Raw genomic sequence first — 23,492 nt, forward strand, 5'->3', positions numbered from 1 at the left:
TGCGGCTGTTCCGGGACAGCGCGATCGTCGCCCACCGTAATCTGCTGACCATCCTGCGCGTGCCAACGCTGCTGGTGACCGCCACGATCCAGCCGCTGATGTTCGTTTTCCTGTTCGCCTACATCTTCGGCGCCTCGCTGGGCGGGGGCCAGTACCGGGAATTCCTGCTCGCCGGCATCTTCACCCAGACCGTCGCGTTCAATGCCGCGTTCACCACCGTCGGCCTGGCCGGGGACCTGCAGAAGGGCATCATCGACCGGATGCGGGCGCTGCCGATGTCGCGGCTGGCGGTGCTGATGGGCCGCACGCTGTCGGACCTCGTGGTGAACATCCTGAGCCTGGCGGTGATGGTCGGGTGCGGGTACGTGGTCGGCTGGCGCATTCACGGCAGCGTCACCGATGCCGTGCTGGCGTTCGCGGTGATCCTGCTGTTCGCGTTCGCGATGTCCTGGATCGGCGCGCTGACCGGCTTGCTGTCACCGACCGTCGAGGTGGCGCAGAGCGCCGGGCTGATCTGGCTGTTCCCGCTGACGTTCATCTCCTCGGCGTTCATCTCGGCCGAGACCCTGCCCGGCCCGCTGCGCACGATCGCCGAGTGGAATCCGATCACCGCGGTCTCGGCGGCGGGACGCAAGCTGTTCGACAACGACTCGCCGCCCACGTTCGTCCCGCCCACCGGCTGGGCCGCCGACCACTGCGTCGAATACGCGGTGGCCTGCTCGGTGGCGATCCTCGTGGTCGCCGTGCCGCTGGCGCTGCTGCGCTACCGGAAGGTGGCCAGTCGCTGACCGGCGCGCGAGACGTGAACGGCCGCCGCATCCGACGATGCGGCGGCCGTTTTCCGTGAAGCGCGGACCGTCAGGCGCGGCGGCGGGTCTTGAGCAGTTCGAGGCGCTCCTTGAGCAGCTCCTCGAGCTCCTCCTTGCTGCGACGCTCCAGCAGCATGTCCCAGTGTGTGCGCGGCGGCTTGACCTTCTTGGTCTCCTGGCTGGTGCCCTCGATCAGCACGCCCTCCTGGCCGTTGCGGCACAGCCAGGTCGGCGGGATCTCGGCGTCGTCGGCGAAGGGAACGTCGAATTCCTCGCCGTTGTCGGTCCGGTACCGGGCGATCCGACGCGGAGCCAGGTCGTGGTCGCGATCGGTCTCGTAGCTCACCGCTCCGAGCCGACTGCCTCGGAGTACGCGATCTGCCATGGTGTGCCTCTCCCTGTGTGCTCGAGTCTTCGTGCGCTGCGACCGTGTCCGCACGAGTGCGCGGGGGCACCCGCCGGACCTTACGTACAACGATCGGGCCTGCGCCGATAGTTCCCGACGCGGCCGCGGTGAACCGTTCCATTGTAGTGCCCGCGTCGCGCGGGCCTCGCCACGCCCGATGCCGGGTGATTCGCGCCGGGGGTCGCTGAGCGGACAGCGGGTGGGGAGCGATTAGTGTTCTGCGTCATGTCGCGCCGCTTGTCCTGCCAGTGGTGTGGGCGGGAGATCGTGGAATCGGAGGCCGGCCGCCGTCGCCGGTACTGCCGCCAGTCCTGTCGCCAACGCGCCTACGAACATCGCAACAGCTTGAAGGGGACCGGAATTCCCGACGACGCGGTTGTGCTCAGTGCCCAGGAGGCCGCCGACCTGGCCGATCGCTGGTTCGCGGCCCGCTGCGCCGCCGAGGACGTCGCCACCGCCATCGGGGAGGGCGCGACGCCCGAGGAGTTGGCCGCGCTCGGCCGGACTCTGGTCGCGCTCACCCGTGAGGCGGAACGTCTGCGCTGACCGGCCCCGCTGCCGTGCGGCGGTGTGCGGCGCCGGTATCGCGGTGGCGGAGAAACACCGCACCGAGCAGTGCTCCGACGGTCGCGACGAGCCCGCTCGCCGCGAGCCAGGTGGCCGGGTCCGGATGGACCAGCGACTGAGCGCGCATCGCCTGCCAGAAGACCAGCGCCAGCAGACCGGCGTACCCCGCCGCGAACACACCCACGACGGCCGCGCGGGCGCGTTCCGGACGCAGCCAGCGGTAGCGCGGCGCGAGCCAGGCGAGGGTGACAGCCACCACCAGCAGTACCTGGATGCCGTGCAGTCCGACGAAGTGCGGAACGCGCAGGTCACCGCCGACGGTGCTCCAGTGCGTAATCGGCATGCCGCCCATGGCGTCGCGCGGCGCGAGCTCGCCCGGATCGGCGACGACCGTGTGCCCCGCGGCCAATTCGACGATCCGCCCGGCGCTGTCGCGCACGAGCTGCTTTCCGGTGAAACCCATCAGGTAGCCCAGCGCCATGCCGACGACGGCCAGCGCCAGGCCGGCATGGATGGCCCGCGCCGTCGGGCGGTCCACCAACCGCTGCCAGGCCAGGATCAGCACGATGAGCAAGTTGGCGAGGAACAGGCCGGGCACGCCGGAGGCAAAGACCACCTGACCGATCGAGTTCACCGGGTCGTCCTCGGTGTTGAAGTGGCTGAATGTGCCGCGGGCCGCCTGCAATACGATGAAACCGACATCGATGAACCCGGTCACCGCGAACACCGTGCCGAGCCACCAGGTGGCGCGGCTTCGCTTGTGCGGCAACGACAGTAGCCACGCCAGGGTGAGACTGTAGAGGAAGAACGCGAGGCCGAACTTCATCGGCTTGAGCCATACCGACTCGCCGAGCAGCTCGCGGTCGTCGACCAGCATCGCCGCGAGGGAGAACAGGACGAGCGCGGCCATCGCGGCCACTGTGCCGAGTAGCGGACGGTGCAGCCGCGCGCCTGCCGCCTTCGTGCCCGCCCGCGGCCGCGGCGCCGACGATCGGTCCTGGGCCACGGTGGCGAAATGTGTTGTGGACATGAACCGAAAGTAGGAATCGCGGACGCCGTGTGGCGTCCCGCCGCGGCGCTATTCACGTCTAGTACTTCGGTACCGGGTCGCTTTCGCGGACGCTACCGCAGGGGGCGGCGGAACAAGTGCCGCCGGCAGGTCTTGACGGCGAGAGGAACAGAATCGGGCCGCGAACGCGTCGTCGCGTTCGCGGCCCGTCGCGGGTGACGGCACTGTCGCCGAGTTCATTCGCGAGCCCCTCATGTCCCGCGAGAAGGACCGGGATCAGTCCTCGGAGGCATGCCCGACGTCGATGCCGCGCTCGGCCAGCCAGGGCTGCGGATCGATCTTCACGCCGTCGGGCAGATGGACTTCGTAGTGCAGGTGCGGGCCGGTGGAGTTGCCCCGGTTGCCGACCGTCGCGATGACATCGCCCGCGCGGACCGGCTGGCCGACGTCGACGAGGATGTCGTTGACGTGGCCGTAGACGCCGACGGTGCCGTCGTCCTGTTGCACGCGCACCCACAGACCGAAGCCGGAGGCGGGACCGGCCTCGATCACGACGCCGTCGGTGACCGTGGCGATCGGCGCGCCGAGCGGGTCACCGAAATCCAGGCCGGCGTGCATCGCGCCCCAGCGCGCGCCGAAATTCGACGTGAGCACACCGGCAACGGGGCGGACGGTCTTCGGGCGGGTGAACTCCTGCGCGACGCGGTTCGGATCCCAGGGAACCGGCGCTGCCTGCGGCGCGGGGCCGACGGGCGGGGTGAAGAGGGCGAACTGCGCTGTGCCCTCGGCCGGACGGATCTCGCCCGAGGCGATCTTCCCAGCCACGAGCCGGGCGGACGCGTCGGTGTCCGGGTCCTGCTGGGCTGCGGCGAGGATGCCGAAGGAGGCGGCGACGACCGCGGAGGCGGCGGCCACTCGGGTGACGGTGCGGTCGCGGCGCAATCGGGTCACGCCGCGACGGATCGGTAACGGAAAGGTCACGGGCATGGAGTCGAACGTACGATAGCTGCCGCTCCGGTCCGCTATCTTGTGGCAACCATCACCGGAGGTAAAAGCCCAGCTCGACGGTCACGGCAAGGTAACGACATGTGGTCGTCGCTCACGCGAGCTGGGGATATGGCGCCTTTCCCAGGAGTTGACCGGTGAAACGCCGGGCGCCCACACTGTGTGAGTGGCGACTAATGGAGTTCATGCCTTGACGGCGCTTGCGGACCCGACCCGCCGCGCGATCTTCGAGGCATTGCCGCAGGCCGCACGCTCGGTCGGCGAACTCGCGCACGAAGTCGGTGTGACCAGTTCGGCGGTCTCCCAGCATCTGCGTGTGCTGCGCGATGCGCGGTTGGTCATGATGCGTCCGGAAGGCAACCGGCGGTTGTATTCGCTGGACCCGCGCGGGCTCGCCGACGCCCGCGACTACCTGGAGCAGTTCTGGCCGAGTGCGCTCGCTTCCTATTCCGCGGCGCTGAGGACCGCAGCGACGGCGAACGCCTGACCAGAGGAGGCGGGCGCCGCGATCGCATCGAGGACGGCGTCGGGACGGCGGCGCGGGGGCGGTCAGCCGACGCGTCGATACGCGGCCTTACGGCGGTCGGAGCCCGTGCCGGGCCAGTTGCGCTTGCTCAGCTGCTTGTCGACGGCGTTGATCACTTCGGTGACCCCGATCTGCAGCAGACCCGGGTCGGGGGCGTCGGCGTCCGGGTCGCCGACGTGGCCGGTCCACAGCACCGCGTGCCGGCCGAGCAGGTGCGCGGGCGGGCCGGCCCGCCGTGGCGGAGTGGGGCCGAACAGCAGAACGGTGCGGGTGCCGAACGCCGTGGCCAGGCCTACGACCCCGGTGTCGCCGCAGATCACCAGGGCGGCCTCGGCGACGGTGGCGGCCAGATCGATGAGATTCTGCTCTCCGGCGAGCACCCGGCCGACGGGCAGCCCCGCCCGGGCGGCGATGCCCAGCGCGAGCTGGCGTTCGTACTCGTCGCCGGTGAGGACCACTTCGCGCCCGAGCATCAACAGGTGCCGGACCACCGCGGCGAAACGATCCGGCGGCCAGCGGCGGGCCGGTGCGCCCGCGCCGACGTGCACGACCACACAGTCGCGGCGGCTGGTCGTCGACACCGGTGGAACCAGTCCGAGATTGCGGCGATCCGCTCCGATGCCGCCGTATTCCAGCAGATGACACCAGCGGTCCACCTCATGCATGTCGGGTTCCCATTCCGGGCCGGACAGCTCGGGGAACGCGGCGTTGCGAAAGGAGAGGATGCGTCCGGGCCGGGTCTTGGACAGCGCGACGATGCTGTCGGCGCCCGCGCCGTGCAGGTTGACCGCCAACTCCGGAGGAGGCGCGTCCCAGCGGAGGGTGCTCGGATCGGTGGTGGGCACCAGCGCGTCGACCGAGGCGATCAGATCGACGATCGGCTTCAGCCGCTGCGGTGCCGCCAAAACGATGCGATCGTGCGGTTTGGCCCGGCGCAGGGCGCGGAGAGCCGGGACCGCGGTGAGTAGGTCACCCAGCCCACGCGCCTGCAACACGAGCAGAACCGCCACCCTCTTCTCCTAGCCACCCGAGTCTCACCGAACCCCGACCCACCCGTTCACCCCCGGGGGCGCCAACGAAGAGTCACTCAGTGATGACTACCCGACCGTCCGGGCGGCGAAACGTGAACTCCGGGCAACGCCGCGGTACCGGCCGATCCAGCGAGTTGCGGCCCACCGGGCAAATGGTCAGAAAACTCTAGGGGAGAGCTATAGCATCAAGGTATGACGACAAACAGCGTGGTAGAGGGTCCCCTGCAGTCTCTTGCCCGCCGTGCGTGGCAAACCATTCTGCTCACCGGCATTCTGGCGGTGATCCTCGGCATCCTGATCCTGGCCTGGCCGGACATCACCCTGCTGGTGGCAGGCACCATTTTCGGCATCTACCTCGTGGTCACGGGTCTCCTGCAGCTGATCGCGGCCTTCGGAGCGCCTGGCGGCGCCGGTCTGCGGGTGTTGTCGTTCATCATCGGGGTGCTGTCCATCGTGGTCGGCGTCTTCTGCTTCCGTGACGAATTGGCCTCGATCCTGTTGCTCGGGTTGTGGATCGGCATCGGCTGGCTGTTCCGCGGGATCGCGCTGCTGGTAGCCGCGATCTCCGAACCCGGGACGCCGGGGCGCTGGTGGCAGGTGTTCTTCGGTGTGGTGACCGCGGCCGCCGGTGTCGTGCTGATCGTCTGGCCGGTGCGGTCGGTGGCCACGCTGGCCGTCTTGGCGGGGGTGTGGCTGATCATCCTCGGCATCATGGAAATCATCGTGGCGTTCGGGGTGCGCAAGGACGCCAGGGCGGTAGGCGCCGCGCACGCCGCGGCCTGAGCGCGGAAGCCGCTCGGCCGAGCGCTACCGGCGCCCGGCCGGGCGTTGTCGTGTCTCCCGGCGTCTCGACCAGCACGGTTCCGTCCCGCTGGAACTCGTGACAGAATCACAGGCGCATTTTCACGAGACGTCGGCTTCGGGGTTGGTCGACATCGAAAAGAACTGGAGGCACGAATGATTCGTACTGCTGGGTTTGTCGGTGCGCTGGCCCTGGCGGGGGCCGCGGCCATGCTGTCGGCGGGGACGGCGCAGGCCGCGGTCGGAACGCTGTCGATCAACGGTGAGCTGCACGCGGATCCGGTGGGCTGCTTGAACACTGACGGCACCTTCTACACCACGTTCCAGATCACCGTCGTCAACAGCACCGATCGTGCCGTCACGCTGTACTCCGGCCGGGACTGCACCGGCTCCGTCGTCGGCGAGCTGCCGGTGGAGAAGATCGGCTACCTGCCCAAGGGCGGCAGCGTCTCCGTCAGCTGACGAGTGAACGAGGTGGCGGCCGAGGCGTGACACCGCCTCGGCCGCTTTCTGCTGTTCTGATCCGGCCGCGCGAACGCCGCTCGCTGCGCCGCCTGATCGCCCGAACTCGTGGACGCGCTGATCCGGCGTCCGGATCAGCGCCGTGTTCGGTTCAGCGCGTGCGCGGCCAATCGCCGGCGCTGGACGCCGTGGCCTCCGCGGTCGCCGGCACCGGAATCGGGGCGGTGACGGCCGCGCGGCGTCGGCCGCGCGGATCCCACACCATCGCCGTTGCCGCCGCGCCCAACAGGACGGCGACGATCATCGCCACAACGCACCACACCAACACTGCCATGCCTCCCGGGCATTACCCATCCGGCTGACAGACTGCGTTGGCTTACCAAGGCGGACAGTTGTTTTCGAGTCGTGACCAGTATTGCCCGAGCGAGTGGCGTCCGCGAGTCGACGGCGGCCGCCGCGAGCCGCGACCGAAGCCGCCATCGACGTCGCCCCGGCTCGTCGCCCCAGCGTGGACGCCGGTTCCTGCGCACTGCACAGCTCCGGTGTAGTCGGCGCGGGAGATAAGGATCACGGCGCGCCGCCGGTATTCCGATGTCTACTTCCACACCAGGCGCGACAACAGATCGGCGGTCTCCTCTTCAGGTCGCCGCCGTGACCGTAGGAGCGGTATTCCTCTCGGTCGGCATCCTGGGATTCATCCCGGGGGATCACCACCGACTGCCCGACTCCATAGGCGATCACGGGCGGCTGTCGAGGACGGCAGGGGGCGGTGGAACTCGTCACGTAGAAGACGTTCTATTCGAGGGTCGCTGGCGGCCGCTGGGAGATTGCCGCCGGGCCAATGGATCTCGGCGTCCGTCCACGGCTCCGGCATCGCCGGGGTGGGCGGCGATACGCTCGGCGGAGGCCGTGTCCGGGGCTTGGAAAAAGGTCGACTCGTCGCACGCCGCACATGTTGACATCAGCTGCTGTAGACAACATATGATGTCAATACCTTGCTCAGCCCGTTCCTCGATGCGCCGATGCCGCTCGAGCTGTGGAAGTGCAGGCGCTTCGACCACTTCAGCAACGACCGCGCCGAGGGAGTATCGATGAGGGCCAAACCACCCGCGCTGGGATATCTCCGCAAGGACGTCTCGGGTGTGTCCCAGGATTGGGACGAAGCGCAGATGCGGAGTTTGGCGAAGCGGCTGGGTTACGAGCTGTGCAAGACCGTGACCTTCGGCGCCGGTACCGCCGCACCGGTCGATCGCCTGGTCGAAGCCGCACGCAACTTCGGCGTCGAGGCGGTGATCGCACCGGGGCTGCAGCACTTCGGCAACGCGGTACCGGCCGAACTCGTCGAGGTATGCGACCTGATCACGGTCACGCCCCAGCAGACGTACTCCCGCTCGGCGCTGTCGCGCATCTGGGCATAGATCGTCCGGTGCCGGCGAGCGTTCTCGGCCGACGGCCAGACCTGCGCTGATAGCGATGCGGGTCGCGACTCGACACGGCGGCAGATCGGTGCGTCGATGATCCGGGCTTCCAGGTTATGCGACGAGCGGGCCGCGTCGTCGAGGTGGTCCAGGCGCCGGGGAGTGGTATTTCGGTGGCGGACCACGGGACAGGCACCGGATGCACGAATTGGCGTCCCGGTCTCGTCGAGTTGGTCACCGACGCCCACGTGGAGACCTATCACCGCTGGTAGCGAGGTGCGGCTGATCGGGCGCAGGCGGTTGTGGCGACGGCGGCGGATAGGCTGGCGGTATGTCGAAGACGGTGTCACCCAATGGATTCTCGGTCGCGCTCGTGCTCGGTGGGGGTGGTCCGGTCGGTTTGGCGTGGCTGGCGGGATTGGCTATCGGGCTGCGGGACAGCGGGATCGACTTGGCGCTGGCGGACCGGTTCGTCGGCACCTCGGCCGGGGCGGTGGTCGGCGCGGTCCTGGCCGACGGCGGTGATCCGGCGCGTTTGCTGCGGCCGCCGTCGACGTCGGCGCCGGTACAGGCGGATCCTGCGCGGATGGCGGAGATATTCGCCGTCCTGCGCGCCCCCGGACAGGATCCCGCCCAGGCGCGCCGCCGGGCGGGTGAGCTGGCGCTGGCCGCGCAGGTGGGTGATCCGGACGAGCACATCGCGCGCATGGGTGGGCTGGCCGGTGTTGCGCAGTGGCCAGCGCGTGAACTCGTCGTCACCGCGATCGACATCACCACCGGCGAGTTGCGCGCGTGGACCAGGGACGGAGCGGCGTCGTTGCCCGCCGCGCTGGCGTCGAGCACCGCGGTGCCGGGTGTCTTCCCCCCGATTCCGATCGATGGCCGCCACTACATCGACGGTGGGCTGCGCTCACCGGTGAACGCGGACCTGGCCGCGGGCGCGGACGTCGTGGTGATCGTCGAACCCTTGGCGCACATGTTCCCGCGCGTCGCCAGTGATCGTGAATTGGGCTCGGCCACAGAGATTTCCATAGTGCCCGACGATGACGCCATCGCCGCCTTCGGACTCGACGTGTTCGACCCGGCCGCGCTGGCCCCCGCCCACGCGGCCGGTGTGCGCCAGTCCGCCGAGGCGGCGCTGCGACTGAAGGACGTCTGGCCGAATCCCTGACAGATCGCCGACCGCCGGCTTCAGCACCAGCACGACAGCGCCCAAGACGGCCACATGCGTCCACCGTCCTGCCATCCCGGCCACCCGTCCCCCCTCCGCTACGGCCCGGCTTCTGTCCGGTGCGTACCCGAGGATGCCTTTGATCTCCAGGTAGTCGTGAAATCCGAAGTCGTTGGCGATCTCGACGGCGTTGTCGACGCAGTCGTAGCCGAGAATGGCCAGGACCGAAGATCTCCTCGCGGGCTGTGGTCATATCGTTGGTGACGTTCACGAACACTGTGGGCCGCGAGTAGTAGCCCCGCTGCTTTTGCCGCCCCGGCGGTACGCCTCGGCGTAGCGCCGGGCAGCCTTTCGCAGGCGCCCCGGATACCGGGTCAGTCCTCCGGGGTCTCGATGAAACGCTGGAGGTACAGCGGCTCGCCCAGCTTCTCCAGCAGGTCGAGTTCGGTCTCCAGGTAGTCGACGTGCTGCTCCTCGTCTTCGAGGATGTGCTCGAAGATGCGAGCCGAGGTCACGTCGCCACGCGACCGCATCAACTCGATGCCTCGGCGGAGCCGTTCGACCGCTTCCAGTTCGATCTGCAGGTCGGCCCGCAATTGCTCCGGCACGCTCTGCCCGATGCGCAACGGATTGAGCTTCTGGTAGTTCGGCAGGCCCTCCAGGAAGAGGATCCGGTCGGTGAGGAGTTCGGCATGCTTCATCTCGTCGATGGACTCGTGCCGAGTGTGCCGCGCCAGCTTGGTGAAGCCCCAGTTCTCCTGCATCTTGGCGTGCAGGAAGTACTGGTTGATCGCCGTGAGTTCGGCCGTCAGTTGCTCGTTGAGCAACGCCACGATGTCCTTGTCGCCGTCCATAGCTGCGATCGTGGCACAGATTCTGCGCAGCGGCAGCCAGACCGCCTGGTGTGTCGGATCAGGCGGCCGAGGGTTGCGCTTCGGTCGTCGCGCGGGCGCGGCCGATGACCTCGGCCAATCGTGCTGTGCAACTGCCGCAGCCGGGCTTCCAGCCGCAGGCGTTCTTCACTTGGCGGACACTGTCGGCCCCGGCCGCGACGCAGGTATGCACGTCACCTTCGGACAGCGCGTTACAGATGCACACGTACATGAAGCCTCACAGCCAGGGTCACCATTTCACTGAGGTTAGCCTCGACTAACGAGGTAAGCCTCCCCTAATGTATAGCATTCGGGACCGGCCCGTGTGAAGCCCGGTGGGCGCAGTGTCGCGGTGTCGAGCGTTGCCGGGCTGTGGCTGGGGGTGGAGCGACCGGGGGACTGTCTTCGCGGACCGGCGCGCTGAACGGAGAAGCCTCGGCACGAGTGGCGTCACGAATCAGCATGGCCCGCTAGGCCAGGTACCGGACCAGGTGCTCGGCGACGCAGGCCGGCTTGTCCGCGCCCTCGACGGTGATCGTCACGGTGCGTTCGGCCTGCACCCCGCCGGGCACATCGGTGACGGCGGTGAGCCTGACGGTGCCGCGTACCCGGCTGCCGACCCGGACCGGGCTGATGAAGCGCACCTTGTTCAGCCCGTAGTTGATCGCCATCCGGGCCGAGCGCACCGACATCAACTGCTGGCTGATCGGCGCTAGCAGCGCGAGGGTGAGGAACCCGTGCGCGATGGTGGCCCCGTACGGGCCGTCCGCGGCGCGGCCGGAATCGACGTGAATCCACTGGTGGTCGCCGGTGGCCTCGGCGAACAGGTCGATGCGCCGCTGGTCGATCTCGAGCCACTCGCCGGGCCCGAGCACGGTGCCCACCGCGGCGCGCAGGGCCTCGAAATCACGGAACTCGGTCATGCGGGATCCTCTCTGCGGTCGGCGCCTGCACGATATCCGGCGCGCAGGCCGCCGCGTCAGTTGTGCGGAAAGCCGGAACTATGCCGGTTGAGGACTGGCGTTCGAAGCCTGCGCCTCGCGATTGACCGCAAACACCGGAAATCTGTCCCCGCGGGAACATGCCCGGAACCGCACACGGACCGGCTCGGGGGAAGGGGGCGGCAGTTCCCCATGGATCGTCGTGTACAACCACGGACCTTCATCGAGTTCCACGATGGCGATCGTGGAGCGCTCGACCTCGGCGCGTGGACTCGCGGCACACTGCAACACCCGCCATGACACGACCGACCCGGTGCCGGAGGACGGAACCCATGCCAGATCGGCCGAGCGGCAGGACGAACACGCGTCGAACAGGGGCGCCAGCAGTCGACCGCAGCATTCGCAACGCCTGATCATCAGCGTTGCCTCTCGTCGAGCGGAGGGAGTGTCACCGACGTTTCCGGTGTGCTTCGGATCGCGCTGGTACATAGAGCCTCGAAATCATCGTGCTGATGTCACCGACCACGTCAGCGTCTCGTAGACCAGGTTCCCGCACGACGGCCGATCGGCCGGGGATATACCTATTTTTCGCTGCCCCGGTCTCCGGCGCTCGCCCCGGTCGAGCGCGGCAAACCGCGACGACCGGCAGGTCGGTGCCGGGATGACCCGGTTTCGGAGGCGAGAGGGAGCGCCGTGGCAGCGGCGATGGCCCGCGCGGTGCCGCCGCACGCGTCCGGCTCACAGCCGGGATATGACTTCGGCGGCGAAGAGTCCATCGTCGCCTGTATCGCTGTCCCGGAGCGGCCGCTCGCGTGTCGCGCGAACCGGGATTTCCGCAGGCGGCGCACGTCGTGATCCACGTAGTCGTCCCATTGATGGTCGCCGCTGCCCGCAGCGCCATGATGCTCCCGATCACCGGGGCCGCGGGCGAGTGTCCGGAAGCAGCGGGCGCACCGCCGTGGCTTCGGGGCCGCGCTTGCGCATGGTGGCGGTGAAGAGGACGGGCTGGCCGGCGTACAACGACTTGTATCCGGTCGTCTCGATACTGGTGTACTCGACGAAGACCTGCGTGGGATCGTCGGCGGGCTGGAGGAATCCGAAACCCTTCTCGATGTTGAACCACACCACCGTGCCGCGGCGCCAGAAATCCGCCGCGGTCCGGTGGTCAGGGCGGCCGGTCACGAAGGGGCGGCCCGGGTCACGCGGCGTCGGGCAACGGATCGGCGTGCATGATCCGCTGCCACCAGGCGTCCAGTGGGCTGGGATCGGGCCAGACGACCGCGGCTTCGGGGGAAACTCCGGTTCCGGACTCGGCCGTTGCGAGCAGTGGGTCGTGCCGTTCGGTCGATGTCATGATCGGGTACTCCATCAGGTGTTCCGTTCGCAAGCATAGCCTCTGTGCGGTAACGCCTTTCGCGTTCCGGTCCGGGGCGGGCCCGGGAGCCCGGGCCCGCGTTCTCCGCGGCTGACTCAGGCGTCGATCGCCTTGTGGCCGTTGCCGCGACCGACCTCGATCTTGCGCGGCTTGGCCTTCTCCGCGACCGGAATCGTCAGCCGCAGTACGCCGTCGGTGTAGTCGGCGCGAATCTTGTCGGTGTCGAGGTTCTCGCCCAGGAACAGTTGACGGCTGAACACGCCGCGGGCGCGTTCAGCGGCGATCATCTCACGCCCCGAGTCGAGTTCGGGACGGCGGGCGCGCACCGTCACCACATTACGCTCGATGTCCAGGTCCAGGGATTCGGGGTCGATGCCGGGCAGGTCGAACTCCACGACGAACTCCTCGCCCGCGCGCCAGGCATCCATCGGCATCACCGCGGGATGCGCCTTCGTGCCGAACACCTGCTGCGTCAGACGGTCCAGATCGCGAAACGGATCGGTGCGCATCAGCATGGTCGCCACCTCCACTCACTCCATTCTCCGTAGTAGGGGCCAGATAACCTGTGCTACCTGACATAGATTTTTTATAGCATCGAGAGAAGTTGAGCGCAAGGCGCTAAACTAGGAAATCTGTTGGGCAACTCGAAGTGAGGATGGATGACGCGGGAGAGGGGCGACTCGGGGCATCTTCCGGATCCGGACCAAGCGGTGTACGGGATCTCGGTCGCTGCCGGCCTGGCCGGAATCGGCGTGCAGACGCTCAGGCTCTATGAGCGCCACGGGTTGCTGACTCCAGCGCGCAGCGACGGGGGCACCCGCCGCTACAGCGGCAATGATCTCGCCCGGTTGCGGCGGATCACCGACTTGGTCGCCACGGGCGTGAACCTGGCGGGGATCCGCCGCATTCTCGACCTCGAGGACGCGAACGCCGACCTGCACGCGGACAACGATCGGCTGCACGCCGACAACGTCCGGTTGCGGGACGCGCGGGACAACGCGCCCGGCCCGGCATAGGCACGGAAGCTATTCCGAGAAGTGGGTGCGCAGATCGACCACTGTGCCGGAATCGCCGGTGGTCACCGTGACGTCCGGAATGAGCGCGCGGATCAGCGGCATGCCGCGCCCGCGCATCGGATCCGCCTGCGGGTCGGGTTGTTTCCATCGGCCGCTGTCGGCGATGGTCACCCGGAGTTCGTCGCCCTCGATGGATGCGCGCAAGCGGACCACGCCGCCGTCGCCGTGATGGCCGTGTTCGACGGCGTTGGTACACGCTTCACCGACGGCCAGCAGCACGTCGTAGGCCGGTGCGGCCGCCATGCCGCACTTGGTGAGCCATTCCTGGAGGGTATGCCGGACGGTCGCCAAGTGCACCGCCTCGGCAGCGAAATCCAACTCCAGGGGCGACACGGCGTCGGGTAGCGGGACCCGCTCGCCCGCGCTCACGGGCGCGCACCAGCCGACGGGATCGGAGTGCGTCTGTCGCGGCCCGGTCGTCCCGTCGTCGTGCCGTGCCAAGGGCGTCGATGCGCCGTCACCTCGTTACCTCCCTGTCGGGGATCGGTGCGCTGTACCCGTCACGCCGAGCACGTGGACCGTCATCGGGCTCGGCGGCCGTGTTCGCCGTGCGTGTGCCATGCTCCCCGAGGCTATACCCAGTTGATCATTCCCCATTCATCCCGGGTGGCGGCCCGGAGAATACGGCCCCGGCCATCGCGCGGCATCCGTAAAACGCTGTGCCACAGCCCGGCAAAGCCGGCGCGGTATCTCGGGGGAACGCCGCTACGGGTTTTGGCGCGGCAGCCGCACGACCTGGACGAAGAAGTCGTCGATCTGCTTGATGGCGGCCACGAACTGATCGAGATCGACCGGCTTGGTGACGTACGCGTTCGCGTGCAGCCGGTAGCTGCGCAGGATGTCCTCTTCGGCCGCGGAGGTGGTCAGCACGACCACCGGAATGTGCGCTAGATCGGGGTCGGCTTTGATCTTCTCCAGCACCTGCCTGCCGTCGTATTTGGGCAGGTTCAGGTCGAGCAGGATCAGGTCCGGCCGCGGCGCGTCCGGGTACCGGCCCTGGCGGTAGAGGAACTCGAGCGCCTCCTCGCCGTCTCTGGCGACATGCAGGGTGTTACCGATCTTGTTGTCCTCGAAGGCCTCTCGCGTCATCAGCTCGTCGCCGGGATCGTCCTCGACGAGCAGGATGTCGATCGGCTGGCCGGGGGAAGTCATACGGTGGCTCCTTCGGGGGCGGGAATGTCGGCGGTACGGGCGGTGGTGTCGGAGTCGGCGGTGCGCAGCGTGAACCAGAAGCGGGTGCCCGCGGTGTACTCGGTATCGATCCAGATCCGGCCGCCGTGGTATTCGACGATCTTCTTGCACACGGCCAGCCCGATGCCGGTTCCGCTGTATTCCTCACGATTGTGCAGTCGCTGGAAGATGACGAACACCTTCTCGGCGAATGCGGGTGCGATCCCGATGCCGTTGTCGGCCACCGACAGCAGCCAGCCGCTGCCGTCCTCGCCCGGCTCGCAGGTGATCTCGATCTCCGGTGGGTGATCGGGCTCACGGAACTTGATAGCGTTGGCGATCAGGTTCTGCCACAGCATCGTCAGCAGCGTCGGATCGCCGATGATCTCGGGCAGCTCGTCCGGGCGCCGGATTCGGGTGTCGGTGTCATCGATGGCCGTGGACAGATTGGTCAGCGCCTTGTCCAGGGACTGGCCGAGGCCGGTGGGTTCGGTGCGGTCGGTGATGCGGCCCACCCGGGAGAAGGTGAGCAGGTCGTTGATGAGCACCTGCATCCGCTTGGCGCCATCGACGGCGAAGTCGATGTACTGCTTGCCGCGCTCGTCGAGTTTGTCGCCGTAGCGCTTCTCCAGCAGCTGGCAGAACGACGCCACCTTACGCAGCGGCTCCTGCAGATCGTGCGAGGCGACGTAAGCGAATTGCTCCAGTTCGGCGTTGGACCGGCGCAATTCCACGGCCTGCAGGTCGAGATCGGTCTTCTGCTCGGCGAGCGCGGCTTCCTGAGCGCGCGAGGATTCCAGCTCGGCGACGATACGGCGGCGCATGCTCTCCACCGCCTGTGCGACGGTCGCCAAGTCGGCAGGACCGTGTACGTCGATGTGATGATCGAAGTTGCCACCTGCCACCAGCAGCGACGCGTCCGTCAAGGAGCCGAGGGGGCGGGCGATCAAGCGCCGGACCAACACGGTCAGCAACACACCGGTCAGCAGGAACGCGATGACCATTCCGGCCAGCACGGCGTCCCGGACCGTGCGGGTGTGTGCGAGCTCCTCTTCGTCGTGCGCGATGGCTGCCTCGAGACCGTTGTTCTGGGCCTCGAAGCGCGTCCGGAGTTCGTCGAACAGCGGTTTACCGCGGGTGGGGGTGGAAGGCTCGAGTCCGCGAGCCGTCCCGGAGGTCAATCCCGCTACCAGGGGCTCGGCGTACTCGGTGCGCCAACGCTGTGCGGACTGCTCCACGGCGTCGAGCTCGTCGAGCAACGGCTGCCGGTCGGCCAGCAGCTCTCGCAAGCGGGCGACCGACTGCGCCTCTTCCCGGGTACCGTCCCGGTAGGGCTGCAGGAACTGCGGGTCGGCGGTGATGCCGTAGCCGCGCAGGCCGGTCTCCTGGTCTACCAGGGCACTCTGCAACTTGTAGGCCTCGGCCGCCGCGGGCAACGACTTGTCGAGCAGCCGATCGGCCCCCCGGTTGGTCTCTGCGATCACCTGGGCCCCCGCCACGGTGCCGATGATCACCACCAGCACCATCGAGGCGAGCACCAGTTGAAACCATGCCTGGGCGGTCAGCCGCGTGCTCAGGGGCGGCCGCCCGGTCTTCATCGTCATCGGTTCTGGTCCTGTCCTCGCCCGTCGCCGTGCCATCCCAGATACAGGATGGCGACATCGTCGTCCAAACCGCCCGATGCCCCCGCCAGTGCCTCGACGCGGCCGATCAGCTCGTCGACGAACCAGTCGGGATCCGCGGCCCGGACGGCGCGGGCGACCTCCATCAGTCCTTCCTCACCGAGACGCTCCTGGTCGGTCCCGACCCGTCCCTCGAACAATCCGTCGGTGAACACCATCAGCCCGGAGCCCAGCGGCAGATCCAGATCGTGTACGGGCCACTCGGCGCGACCCGGCAGGAAGCCGAGGGCAGGCCCGCCGGGCACTTCGACCCAGGTCAAACCGGAGGCCGAGCGCAGCAGCATCCCCGGATGCCCCGCCCGCAGCACCTGCGCGCGATGCTCGCCCGGATGCAACATCAGGCTGGTCACCGTCGCGAAGGTCTGCCTGCCGGTGCGTTCGGCCAGCAGGACCTGTTCGAGCAACCGTAGCTGCCGCGCCCCGGTCACCCCGCTCAGCACCAGTGTGCGCCACGCCAGGCGCAACGCCACACCGGTCGCCGCCTCGTCCGGGCCGTGCCCGGACACGTCACCGATGACGGCGTGCACCGTGCCGTCCGAGTCCTGCACCACGTCGTAGAAATCACCGCCGAGCAGCGCGTGGGCCCGGCCGGGACGGTAGCGCGCCACCACGTCGACGACCCGTTTCCCGCGCAGCAGCGGAGTGGGCAGCAGACCGCGTTCCAGCCGCGCGTTCTCCTGCGCGCGCATATTGATCGCCTGCAAGGCCGCGCTGGTGCGCTCGGCTTGCTTGCGCTGGATCGCATAACGCACCGCACGCCCGAACAGTTCGGGCTCGACCCGGCCTTTGACCAGGTAGTCCTGGGCTCCCGCCGCGACCGCGGCCAAACCGGTCTGCTCCTGATCCAGACCGGTCATCACCACGATCGCGACCTGGTCGGTGTGCCGGCGGATGCGTTCGACCGCCTCGAGCCCTTGAGCATCGGGCAGATGCAGGTCCAGCAGCACGCAGTCGGGCTCGGCGGTGGCCAGATGCTCGGCGGCCTCCGCCAGCGACCGGACCCAGTGCAGCTGCAGCCCGGGCGCGCCGTCCACGACCAGTTCCTCCACCAGCAGCGCGTCCCCCGGATCGTCCTCGATCAGCAGTACCGAAGGTTGCTGCCACGGCCAATCCGCGTCCACGATCACCTCGGGATCGTCGTCTGTCCCCTCACGCCGCACGGACACCACCGGTCGCGGGTCCGATTGTGGCAGAACGAATGACAGCACGATTGCCGTCGTCGGCGAACACCGACAACCCGGCCTCCGATCACCATGGGGCGGCACCAGCGCACGCCGACTGTCTCCGCGGCCGTTTGCTGGACCGAGAAGCAGTCAAGATCGTATCCGATCCGACATCCGACCGAGACATGACAGTGCTGACCTGCGCGGATGGAGAAGCTGCCGAAAGGATGGTGCGGGCGATCAGACCGTGGTGCCGGTGAGCCGCGCGGTGTCTCGCTCGGCCTCCCGTGCGCCATCGCGGCGCGGGGAACGGAGTTCGGCCAAGCTGCGGGCGACGACCGTGGCATGAACCGCGATGACGGCAAGGGAGGCCGAGCCGATCACAGCAAGAAGCACAACCACGACAGATACCTGTCCTTTCGGGTGCGAGCGGGCCGGTTGCCCGCTCGATCGGGTGCCGAGTTCGCGTCGCCGATCCCGGCGGGCGCTTGCTCCGCCTCCAACGTGCCCCGGCTGCTGCGGGCCAAACCCATCGATTCCGAGGCGGCGCGGATGGGGCGTGCGATCACGCGAGGACGACCTCGGCCGTCGCGCGACCGAAGATCTTGCGTCCGTCATGTCCGGCGGTGATCGCGATGGTGGCGGTTCGCGTGTCCGCGTCCAGGTGTTTCACCCGGCCCGCGAACTCGATCCGGCCGCCGGTCATGCCGACGTGGACGGGGTTGGTCAGGCGCACGTTGTAGGAGCGCAGCGCACCGGGATCGCCCAGCCAAGAAGTGAGCAAGTCCACACTGAGCCCGATGGTGAACATGCCCTGCGCGACGACGGTCTCCAGCCCCATCAGCGCGGCGGCCGCGGTGCTCCAGTGGATGGGATTCGGATCTCCCGCGACTCCGGCGTAGTTGACCAGATCGCCCCGGGTGACCGTGAGGGCGCGCGGGGGCAGCTCCGCTCCGAGGCTCACGGTGCCGAAGGGGCGGACATGGGGACCGGCCGGTGCGGGCGGCATCCGGCGTACGGGCTCGCTGCCGTCCCCGACGTATCGCGGGTGCGATGCGCGGCGCTGCTTCCGCGCTTCGGGGCGGGCGCCGTGCATCACGACCGCGTCGAACCACGTCGGGAGAGCCTCGTCGGCCCGCCCGACCAAACTGGTCCGGGACGTGACGACAGGCCGGTCGTCCTGATCCAGGATGGTCTGACGCAGGCCGATGAGGTCACCGCCGAACGCGTGCCGGAACGAGTCCAGGCACATCTCGAAGTCGATCCGGTCGCCGGCCTGGAGCGGGCGGTGGAATTCGATCATCTGATCGGTCTGGATGGTCCGGCTCAGGTCGTAGCCCGGCAGGATCGTCTCGAACGCTTCGGCGTAGGCGAGGTAGCCCGGCACCGCGCCGAAGGTCGGGGGAGCGAGCAGGCGGTCGTAGCCGAGATCGGCCGCGGCCTCCTCCGACCGATGCGCGGGGTGGTGGTTGCGCACCGCGCGGGCGTACTCACGGATCTTCTCGCGCCCGACTTCGTAGTAATCGCTGCTGCGATACCGGCGCCCGACCATCGAGGCGGGAAGCGCGGCATCGGTCACGTCGTTCGCACCGGATGGGGTAGGGAGTCTGGACATCGCGGGGGAATCTACCCAACAAGAGGTGGAATTCCGGTCAGCCCGCATCGCACGCCGTTTCGCGGCCGGCGACGTCCGCGCACCAGGTCGCGCCGACCGCCGCTCCGGTCGTCAGTAGTTTGAGCAGCGGACCCCTGGGAAGTCGATCGACAGGACCGACGGGACGGGGTCGGCATCAGGCCCGTCGTGGCCGCGCTCCTCGGCAGGCAGGTCGGTGGTACGCCGATCGGAGAGCTTGTTCGGCCGAACCGCCGCAGCCACTTCGCAGCCGGGCACCGGTGATCTCGCGCCCCTCGCGTCCGAGGTTCCGTCGCCGGCCCTCCGCCCGCGGCTTGTAGGAGAGGAGAGAGATGTCTGTTCCGAACCACACCACCGACGACGCCGGTATCCCGGTTCCCAGCGACGAGCACTCGCTGACCGTCGGGCCGGATGGACCGATCCTGCTGCAGGACTGGTATCTGATCGAGAAGATGGCGGCGTTCAATCGGGAACGCGTGCCCGAACGCCAGCCACACGCGAAGGGCGGCGGTGCGTTCGGCGTCTTCGAGGTCACGAACGACGTGAGCGCCTACACCATGGCCGACGTGTTCCAGCCGGGGAAGAAGACGGAGATGCTGGCCCGTTTCTCCACCGTCGCGGGGGAGCGTGGCAGCCCCGACACCTGGCGGGATCCGCGCGGGTTCGCCCTGAAGTTCTATACCGAGCAGGGCAACTTCGACATGGTCGCCAACAACACGCCGATCTTCTTCGTTCGTGATCCGATGAAGTTCCAGGACTTCATCCGCTCCCAGAAGCGCCGCGCCGACAACAATCTGCGCGACCACGACATGCAATGGGACTTCTGGACGCTGTCACCCGAGTCCGCGCACCAGGTGACCTGGCTGATGGGCGATCGCGGCATCCCCCGCACCTGGCGGCACATGAACGGTTACTCCAGCCACACCTACATGTGGGTGAACGCCTCGGGCGAACGGTTCTGGGTCAAGTACCACTTCAAGACCGATCAAGGCATCGAGTTCTTCACCCAGGACGAGGGCGATCAGATGGCGGCGATGGACACCGACTATCACACCCGCGACCTGTGGGAGTCGATCGAAGGCGGCGACTTCCCGAGCTGGACGCTGAAGATGCAGATCATGCCGTTCGACGAGGCGAGGCACTACCGGTTCAACCCCTTCGATCTCACCAAGGTGTGGCCGCACGGCGACTATCCGCTGATCGACGTCGGCAAGATGACCCTCGACCGCAATCCGGCGGATTACCACACCGAGATCGAGCAGGCGGCATTCGAGCCGAGCAATTCGGTGCCCGGCACCGGGCCCAGCCCGGACAAGATGCTGATGGCTCGCTGGTTCTCCTACCCCGACGCGCACCGGTACCGCATCGGCGTCAACTACAAAGAGTTGCCGGTCAATACACCGCACGCCACCGCTGTCCGGTCGTACAGCAAGGATGGCGCGCTGCGCCACCACAACCCCGGCGACCCGGTCTACGTGCCGAATTCGAAGGGCGGCCCGCATGCCGATCCCGCGGCCGCGGGTCCGCCGGCGACCTGGCACACCGACGGCGAAATCGTGCGCTCGGCCTACACGCTGCACCGGGACGACGACGACTGGGGTCAGGCCGGAACCTTGGTCCGTGATGTGCTCGACGACGCGGCTCGCCAGCGGCTGGTCGACAACATTGTCGGACACTTGCTCAACGGTGTCACCGCGCCGGTGCTCGAACGCGCCTTCGAGTACTGGCGCAATGTCGACAAGAACCTCGGCGACCGGGTCGAGGCCGGGGTGCGTGCGAAGCAGGACGAACGCGATCCCAAGGCGGCCGGGCAAGCCAATCCGGCTCGCTCGTCGGCGCAGGTCAAAGCCTGACGGATGCCGTCAGCGGCCGGTTCACGAACCGGCCGCTCCGGCCTGCGCTTTGTTACTGTTTCGTTATATGGTTCCCGAGTGTCCGGGGCGGGCGCTTCGATCGAGTGCGGGAGCATGACTTCCGGATCCAGTGGACCGCAAGCACCGTGGTGTTTCGAGTCAATTCGAGGCTCGGTGACGTCCCCGTGGCATCGGATGGGTCGTACCGGGCCGGCCGACAGAGATCGGAGGACCGTAGCATGGCGTTCGAGGTCGACGTTCGACCTGTTCGACGCCCGTCACGTCGTTCGTGGCAGGTCATGACAGCCGGGATTGCCGCCGCCACCGCAGTACTCGCCGCCGCGCCCGCCGTTGCGCAACCGTCCCTGCGCGGCGCACCCGATGCTCCGGTAGAAGTCCCCATTCCCGGTGGCTTTCGGGGTTTCCCCGAGATTCTGCGATTCACCCCACCCGCATCCCCTGTTCCCCAGATGCCGTTCGGTCGAGCGGTTCCCCACCGCGCATCGCCGCTCGGACGGCGTAGTAACTCTCTCGCACGCGTTCATGTCGAGTCACCGACGTTCTGGGCATGGGCATCCCGCCCCGCTACAGCGTCGGTATCTCCCGCCTCGGCGGCCGGGCCGGGGAGATCCGCGGCTGCTTTCTCTTCGGGTAAAGCGCGGAGTACGAGTCCGATCCCGCAGCCGACCACGATGGCGAAGCCTGCCCATGCCGAACCCGAGACCACGGTGATCGGCCCCCGGTCGCCGAGATGGTGCGGCGAGACCATCGTCCAGTCGAATGATTCGGTGCGAATGGGCGCCACGGTCGACGGCCGCCACAGGATGGCGATCGCCAGGATGCTGCCCGCCGTCCGGGGCTGGATGTAAGCGCAGCAGTACCCCGCGACGACGGCTAGTGCGGCCGTGGCGAGGTTGCGCACGCCCCCGGCCGGGGCAACGGCGGCCAACAACGCGACAGCGGCGAGCAATCCGGCGCCGAACAGCGGATTCGCCAAGCGGATCCCCGCGAGGTAGCCCAGCAGGATCAGACCCAGCAGCAGCGGCACGCTCCATGCCGGGCGCGGCCCGTTGCCCACCGCGCTGCCGGTGGCGCTGAGCGCGACCGCGAGAAAGATCGTGATCCCGTCCCGGCGTGGCAGCAGCCATGCGGCGACGGTCGTGGCCAGCAAAGTGCACACTGCCGTCACGATGAGGCCGATGCTGCCGTCGCCGTGGCGCAACCGCCACTCTGAGACGGCCAATTCGGTCATCACCAGCACGATCGCGGCCACGACGGGGCTGAGCGGCAATTCCGGGTAGATGGGTTCGGGAGTCAATCGCTGCCGGGTGACCAGCTGGCACACCAGGATGAGCACGGTGACCGCCGCGAGCAACCACAGCGGCTGCGTGCCGAACACCGACCATACGCGCGGTTCGGACATCGCCCGGTGCGGATTGCCCAGCAATCCAGACGCCTGCGAGAGCGTGATGACCACGAAGCACCCGGCGCCGCCCACGACGAACCCCATCCCGGGTACGCGGCGGCCGAGCACCGCCACGCCCGTCGCGCCGAGCAGGATTCCGCTGCTGATCGCGTCGAGATTTGCGGTGGTCGTCAGGATGTCGGGCGAAGAGCTGTGCGCTTCGACGGTGTGCGTGATCAACAGCAACAGCGTCCCCGCCAGCGCGATCCACCACGCGGTGCGCGGCCGCGCCAGGCTGACCGCGACCACCGCCGTGACCGCCGCGACCAACACCCCGATCGCCGCCTCCCGCGGCACGTTGAGGACCAGCCGGTTCACCTGATAAGGCGTGCAACGGCAGGTCCGCCCGAAGCTGAGCGGCACGACCAGCAGCAGCCCGGCCACCGCCGTGGCCAGGAACGCCGTGACGCCTTCGAGCACTTCACTCCGTCGCACCACTCCACAGGCGTACCCAGTGAAGACGAACCGACCCGCACGGCCCGCCGGGTCCGCGCAGGCACACCCCGGCCTCCGCCGTGCAGTGGCGCCATTCCGACTCGACCCCGTTGGAAGCCAGGCGTGACATCGTACGGTCGCTGGTCGAGGTGACGATCTTGTCCGCCACGGGGAAGCGGCGTGGGTCTGGAGTGGACTAGATCAAGATCGTCGTGACTCGATCGTGGCCTCCCGATCGGGCACGCGGTCGTTGCCGCACCGATCTGCCTTGGCGCACCGCTCGGGAAAATGGGGATGCGTAGTCGGCTTCCCAGGTGTTTCGCTCGCCCCGTCGGTCAGCCTGGTAGCACGCTGGGGACTGCGGTTCCGCGGTCGAAACTAGTACTGACAGCACCTGGATACCTGTGGCAGGGTGCGGAAGGATCAGAGGATGACCGATGTAGTCGACGTCCGGGCAGTGCGAAAGGCTCGGCGCGCGGAACTGGGAGCATTCCTCAAATCCCGGCGAGCGCGTATCTCACCAGAAGATGTCGGAATTCCCCTGGGAACGCGTCGGCGTACCCCCGGTCTGCGCCGTGAAGAGGTCGCCCAATTATCGGGGATCGGCGTGACGTGGTATACG

28 protein-coding genes and 1 pseudogene are annotated in these 23,492 nt (G+C 68.1%); 10 read left to right on the forward strand and 19 right to left on the reverse strand.

Annotation, left to right across the window (positions count from 1 at the left end):
• Nucleotides 1-5 precede the first annotated feature (5 nt).
• Nucleotides 6-788, forward strand: a complete 783-nt coding sequence (locus NA8_RS25275) for an ABC transporter permease (protein ID WP_040870144.1) — start codon at nucleotides 6-8, stop codon at nucleotides 786-788.
• Nucleotides 789-858: 70 nt separating this feature from the next.
• Here the strand turns inward: NA8_RS25275 and NA8_RS25280 are convergent, their stop codons facing one another.
• Nucleotides 859-1,194 carry an RNA polymerase-binding protein RbpA gene (locus NA8_RS25280; protein WP_040779429.1) on the reverse strand — a complete coding sequence of 112 codons (336 nt, stop codon included), beginning with the start codon at nucleotides 1,192-1,194 and terminating at the stop codon, nucleotides 859-861.
• A gap of 246 nt (nucleotides 1,195-1,440) precedes the next feature.
• On the opposite strand from NA8_RS25280, the gene NA8_RS25285 reads away from it, so the two are divergent.
• Entirely contained in the window at nucleotides 1,441-1,761 is a 321-nt protein-coding gene (locus tag NA8_RS25285) for a hypothetical protein (RefSeq protein WP_063052848.1), read from the forward strand.
• Here NA8_RS25285 and NA8_RS25290 read toward each other — a convergent pair.
• Both NA8_RS25290 and NA8_RS25295 read right to left on the reverse strand, forming a co-directional pair.
• On the reverse strand, nucleotides 1,733-2,812 hold the full coding sequence (locus NA8_RS25290) for a hypothetical protein (protein ID WP_063052849.1): 1,080 nt from the start codon (nucleotides 2,810-2,812) through the stop codon (nucleotides 1,733-1,735). The two genes, NA8_RS25285 and NA8_RS25290, sit on opposite strands and share 29 nt — an antisense overlap.
• 255 nt (nucleotides 2,813-3,067) lie before the next feature.
• The gene (locus NA8_RS25295) at nucleotides 3,068-3,778 is read right to left on the reverse strand and encodes a M23 family metallopeptidase (protein ID WP_084467078.1); all 711 of its coding nucleotides are present in this window, start codon (nucleotides 3,776-3,778) and stop codon (nucleotides 3,068-3,070) included.
• Between the two features lie 184 nt (nucleotides 3,779-3,962).
• Between NA8_RS25295 and NA8_RS25300 the strand changes: the two genes are divergently transcribed.
• Nucleotides 3,963-4,283, forward strand: coding sequence for an ArsR/SmtB family transcription factor (locus NA8_RS25300; RefSeq protein ID WP_063052850.1), 321 nt, complete (start codon nucleotides 3,963-3,965; stop codon nucleotides 4,281-4,283).
• A gap of 62 nt (nucleotides 4,284-4,345) precedes the next feature.
• On the opposite strand, the gene NA8_RS25305 is transcribed toward NA8_RS25300, so the two are convergent.
• Nucleotides 4,346-5,332 carry a glycosyltransferase family 9 protein gene (locus NA8_RS25305; RefSeq protein WP_063052851.1) on the reverse strand — a complete coding sequence of 329 codons (987 nt, stop codon included), beginning with the start codon at nucleotides 5,330-5,332 and terminating at the stop codon, nucleotides 4,346-4,348.
• Between the two features lie 213 nt (nucleotides 5,333-5,545).
• Here NA8_RS25305 and NA8_RS25310 point away from each other — a divergent pair, with 213 nt between their 5' ends.
• Nucleotides 5,546-6,136 carry an HdeD family acid-resistance protein gene (locus NA8_RS25310; protein WP_063052852.1) on the forward strand — a complete coding sequence of 197 codons (591 nt, stop codon included), beginning with the start codon at nucleotides 5,546-5,548 and terminating at the stop codon, nucleotides 6,134-6,136.
• Between the two features lie 174 nt (nucleotides 6,137-6,310).
• Nucleotides 6,311-6,616 (forward strand): hypothetical protein, encoded by a 306-nt coding sequence (locus tag NA8_RS25315; protein WP_040871783.1) that lies wholly within the window; start codon nucleotides 6,311-6,313, stop codon nucleotides 6,614-6,616.
• A gap of 151 nt (nucleotides 6,617-6,767) precedes the next feature.
• Here NA8_RS25315 and NA8_RS25320 read toward each other — a convergent pair whose 3' ends face one another.
• Nucleotides 6,768-6,950, reverse strand: a complete 183-nt coding sequence (locus NA8_RS25320) for a hypothetical protein (RefSeq protein WP_063052853.1) — start codon at nucleotides 6,948-6,950, stop codon at nucleotides 6,768-6,770.
• Nucleotides 6,951-7,611: 661 nt separating this feature from the next.
• On the opposite strand from NA8_RS25320, the gene NA8_RS25325 reads away from it, so the two are divergent.
• Both NA8_RS25325 and NA8_RS35330 read left to right on the forward strand, forming a co-directional pair.
• A complete protein-coding gene (locus tag NA8_RS25325) occupies nucleotides 7,612-8,034 on the forward strand; it encodes a hypothetical protein (RefSeq protein ID WP_245664003.1) in 423 nt (140 codons plus the stop codon).
• A gap of 331 nt (nucleotides 8,035-8,365) precedes the next feature.
• Nucleotides 8,366-9,205: a patatin-like phospholipase family protein gene (locus NA8_RS35330; RefSeq protein WP_063052854.1), complete on the forward strand. Its 840-nt coding sequence runs from the start codon at nucleotides 8,366-8,368 to the stop codon at nucleotides 9,203-9,205.
• Nucleotides 9,206-9,579: 374 nt separating this feature from the next.
• On the opposite strand, the gene bfr is transcribed toward NA8_RS35330, so the two are convergent.
• From bfr to NA8_RS25360, 7 genes are all read right to left on the reverse strand, one after another.
• Nucleotides 9,580-10,059: a bacterioferritin gene (bfr, locus tag NA8_RS25335; protein WP_063052855.1), complete on the reverse strand. Its 480-nt coding sequence runs from the start codon at nucleotides 10,057-10,059 to the stop codon at nucleotides 9,580-9,582.
• 58 nt (nucleotides 10,060-10,117) lie between these two features.
• Nucleotides 10,118-10,309: a (2Fe-2S)-binding protein gene (locus NA8_RS33135; RefSeq protein WP_040871767.1), complete on the reverse strand. Its 192-nt coding sequence runs from the start codon at nucleotides 10,307-10,309 to the stop codon at nucleotides 10,118-10,120.
• Between the two features lie 238 nt (nucleotides 10,310-10,547).
• Nucleotides 10,548-11,000 carry a MaoC family dehydratase gene (locus NA8_RS25345; protein ID WP_063052857.1) on the reverse strand — a complete coding sequence of 151 codons (453 nt, stop codon included), beginning with the start codon at nucleotides 10,998-11,000 and terminating at the stop codon, nucleotides 10,548-10,550.
• Between the two features lie 78 nt (nucleotides 11,001-11,078).
• On the reverse strand, nucleotides 11,079-11,507 hold the full coding sequence (locus NA8_RS25350) for a Zn-ribbon domain-containing OB-fold protein (protein ID WP_063052858.1): 429 nt from the start codon (nucleotides 11,505-11,507) through the stop codon (nucleotides 11,079-11,081).
• Nucleotides 11,508-11,930: 423 nt separating this feature from the next.
• A complete protein-coding gene (locus NA8_RS25355; protein ID WP_063052859.1) occupies nucleotides 11,931-12,200 on the reverse strand; it encodes a cold-shock protein in 270 nt (89 codons plus the stop codon).
• 16 nt (nucleotides 12,201-12,216) lie between these two features.
• On the reverse strand, nucleotides 12,217-12,372 hold the full coding sequence (locus tag NA8_RS34065) for a hypothetical protein (protein WP_157106905.1): 156 nt from the start codon (nucleotides 12,370-12,372) through the stop codon (nucleotides 12,217-12,219).
• 116 nt (nucleotides 12,373-12,488) lie between these two features.
• The gene (locus NA8_RS25360) at nucleotides 12,489-12,908 is read right to left on the reverse strand and encodes an Hsp20/alpha crystallin family protein (protein ID WP_063052876.1); all 420 of its coding nucleotides are present in this window, start codon (nucleotides 12,906-12,908) and stop codon (nucleotides 12,489-12,491) included.
• 144 nt (nucleotides 12,909-13,052) lie between these two features.
• Between NA8_RS25360 and NA8_RS25365 the strand changes: the two genes are divergently transcribed.
• On the forward strand, nucleotides 13,053-13,409 hold the full coding sequence (locus NA8_RS25365) for a MerR family transcriptional regulator (protein ID WP_063052860.1): 357 nt from the start codon (nucleotides 13,053-13,055) through the stop codon (nucleotides 13,407-13,409).
• 9 nt (nucleotides 13,410-13,418) lie between these two features.
• Here the strand turns inward: NA8_RS25365 and NA8_RS25370 are convergent, their stop codons facing one another.
• The 6 genes from NA8_RS25370 to NA8_RS25395 all read right to left on the reverse strand — a co-directional run bounded on the left by NA8_RS25370 (nucleotide 13,419) and on the right by NA8_RS25395 (nucleotide 19,099).
• Complete coding sequence (locus NA8_RS25370) at nucleotides 13,419-13,838, reverse strand: ATP-binding protein (protein ID WP_169810557.1); 420 nt, start codon at nucleotides 13,836-13,838, stop codon at nucleotides 13,419-13,421.
• Nucleotides 13,839-14,174: 336 nt separating this feature from the next.
• Nucleotides 14,175-14,621 (reverse strand): response regulator, encoded by a 447-nt coding sequence (locus NA8_RS25375; RefSeq protein ID WP_062967578.1) that lies wholly within the window; start codon nucleotides 14,619-14,621, stop codon nucleotides 14,175-14,177.
• Nucleotides 14,618-16,237, reverse strand: a complete 1,620-nt coding sequence (locus NA8_RS25380; protein ID WP_063052862.1) for a sensor histidine kinase — start codon at nucleotides 16,235-16,237, stop codon at nucleotides 14,618-14,620. The genes NA8_RS25375 and NA8_RS25380 overlap by 4 nt, the downstream gene beginning before the upstream one ends.
• A gap of 2 nt (nucleotides 16,238-16,239) precedes the next feature.
• On the reverse strand, nucleotides 16,240-17,481 hold the full coding sequence (locus tag NA8_RS25385) for a PP2C family protein-serine/threonine phosphatase (RefSeq protein ID WP_439957418.1): 1,242 nt from the start codon (nucleotides 17,479-17,481) through the stop codon (nucleotides 16,240-16,242).
• A gap of 243 nt (nucleotides 17,482-17,724) precedes the next feature.
• Complete coding sequence (locus NA8_RS34070; RefSeq protein WP_157106908.1) at nucleotides 17,725-17,886, reverse strand: hypothetical protein; 162 nt, start codon at nucleotides 17,884-17,886, stop codon at nucleotides 17,725-17,727.
• Nucleotides 17,887-18,049: 163 nt separating this feature from the next.
• Nucleotides 18,050-19,099 carry a fused (3R)-hydroxyacyl-ACP dehydratase subunits HadA/HadB gene (locus tag NA8_RS25395; protein ID WP_063052864.1) on the reverse strand — a complete coding sequence of 350 codons (1,050 nt, stop codon included), beginning with the start codon at nucleotides 19,097-19,099 and terminating at the stop codon, nucleotides 18,050-18,052.
• A 350-nt stretch (nucleotides 19,100-19,449) separates the two neighbouring features.
• Between NA8_RS25395 and NA8_RS25400 the strand changes: the two genes are divergently transcribed.
• A complete protein-coding gene (locus tag NA8_RS25400) occupies nucleotides 19,450-20,970 on the forward strand; it encodes a catalase (RefSeq protein WP_063052865.1) in 1,521 nt (506 codons plus the stop codon).
• A gap of 541 nt (nucleotides 20,971-21,511) precedes the next feature.
• Here NA8_RS25400 and NA8_RS25405 read toward each other — a convergent pair.
• Nucleotides 21,512-22,873, reverse strand: coding sequence for a hypothetical protein (locus NA8_RS25405; protein WP_063052866.1), 1,362 nt, complete (start codon nucleotides 22,871-22,873; stop codon nucleotides 21,512-21,514).
• 427 nt (nucleotides 22,874-23,300) lie between these two features.
• Here NA8_RS25405 and NA8_RS33140 point away from each other — a divergent pair.
• A pseudogene (locus tag NA8_RS33140) lies at nucleotides 23,301-23,492 on the forward strand (helix-turn-helix domain-containing protein); the annotation flags it as partial.

It is taken from the genome of Nocardia arthritidis NBRC 100137 (assembly GCF_001612765.1).
Classification (GTDB): domain Bacteria; phylum Actinomycetota; class Actinomycetes; order Mycobacteriales; family Mycobacteriaceae; genus Nocardia; species Nocardia arthritidis.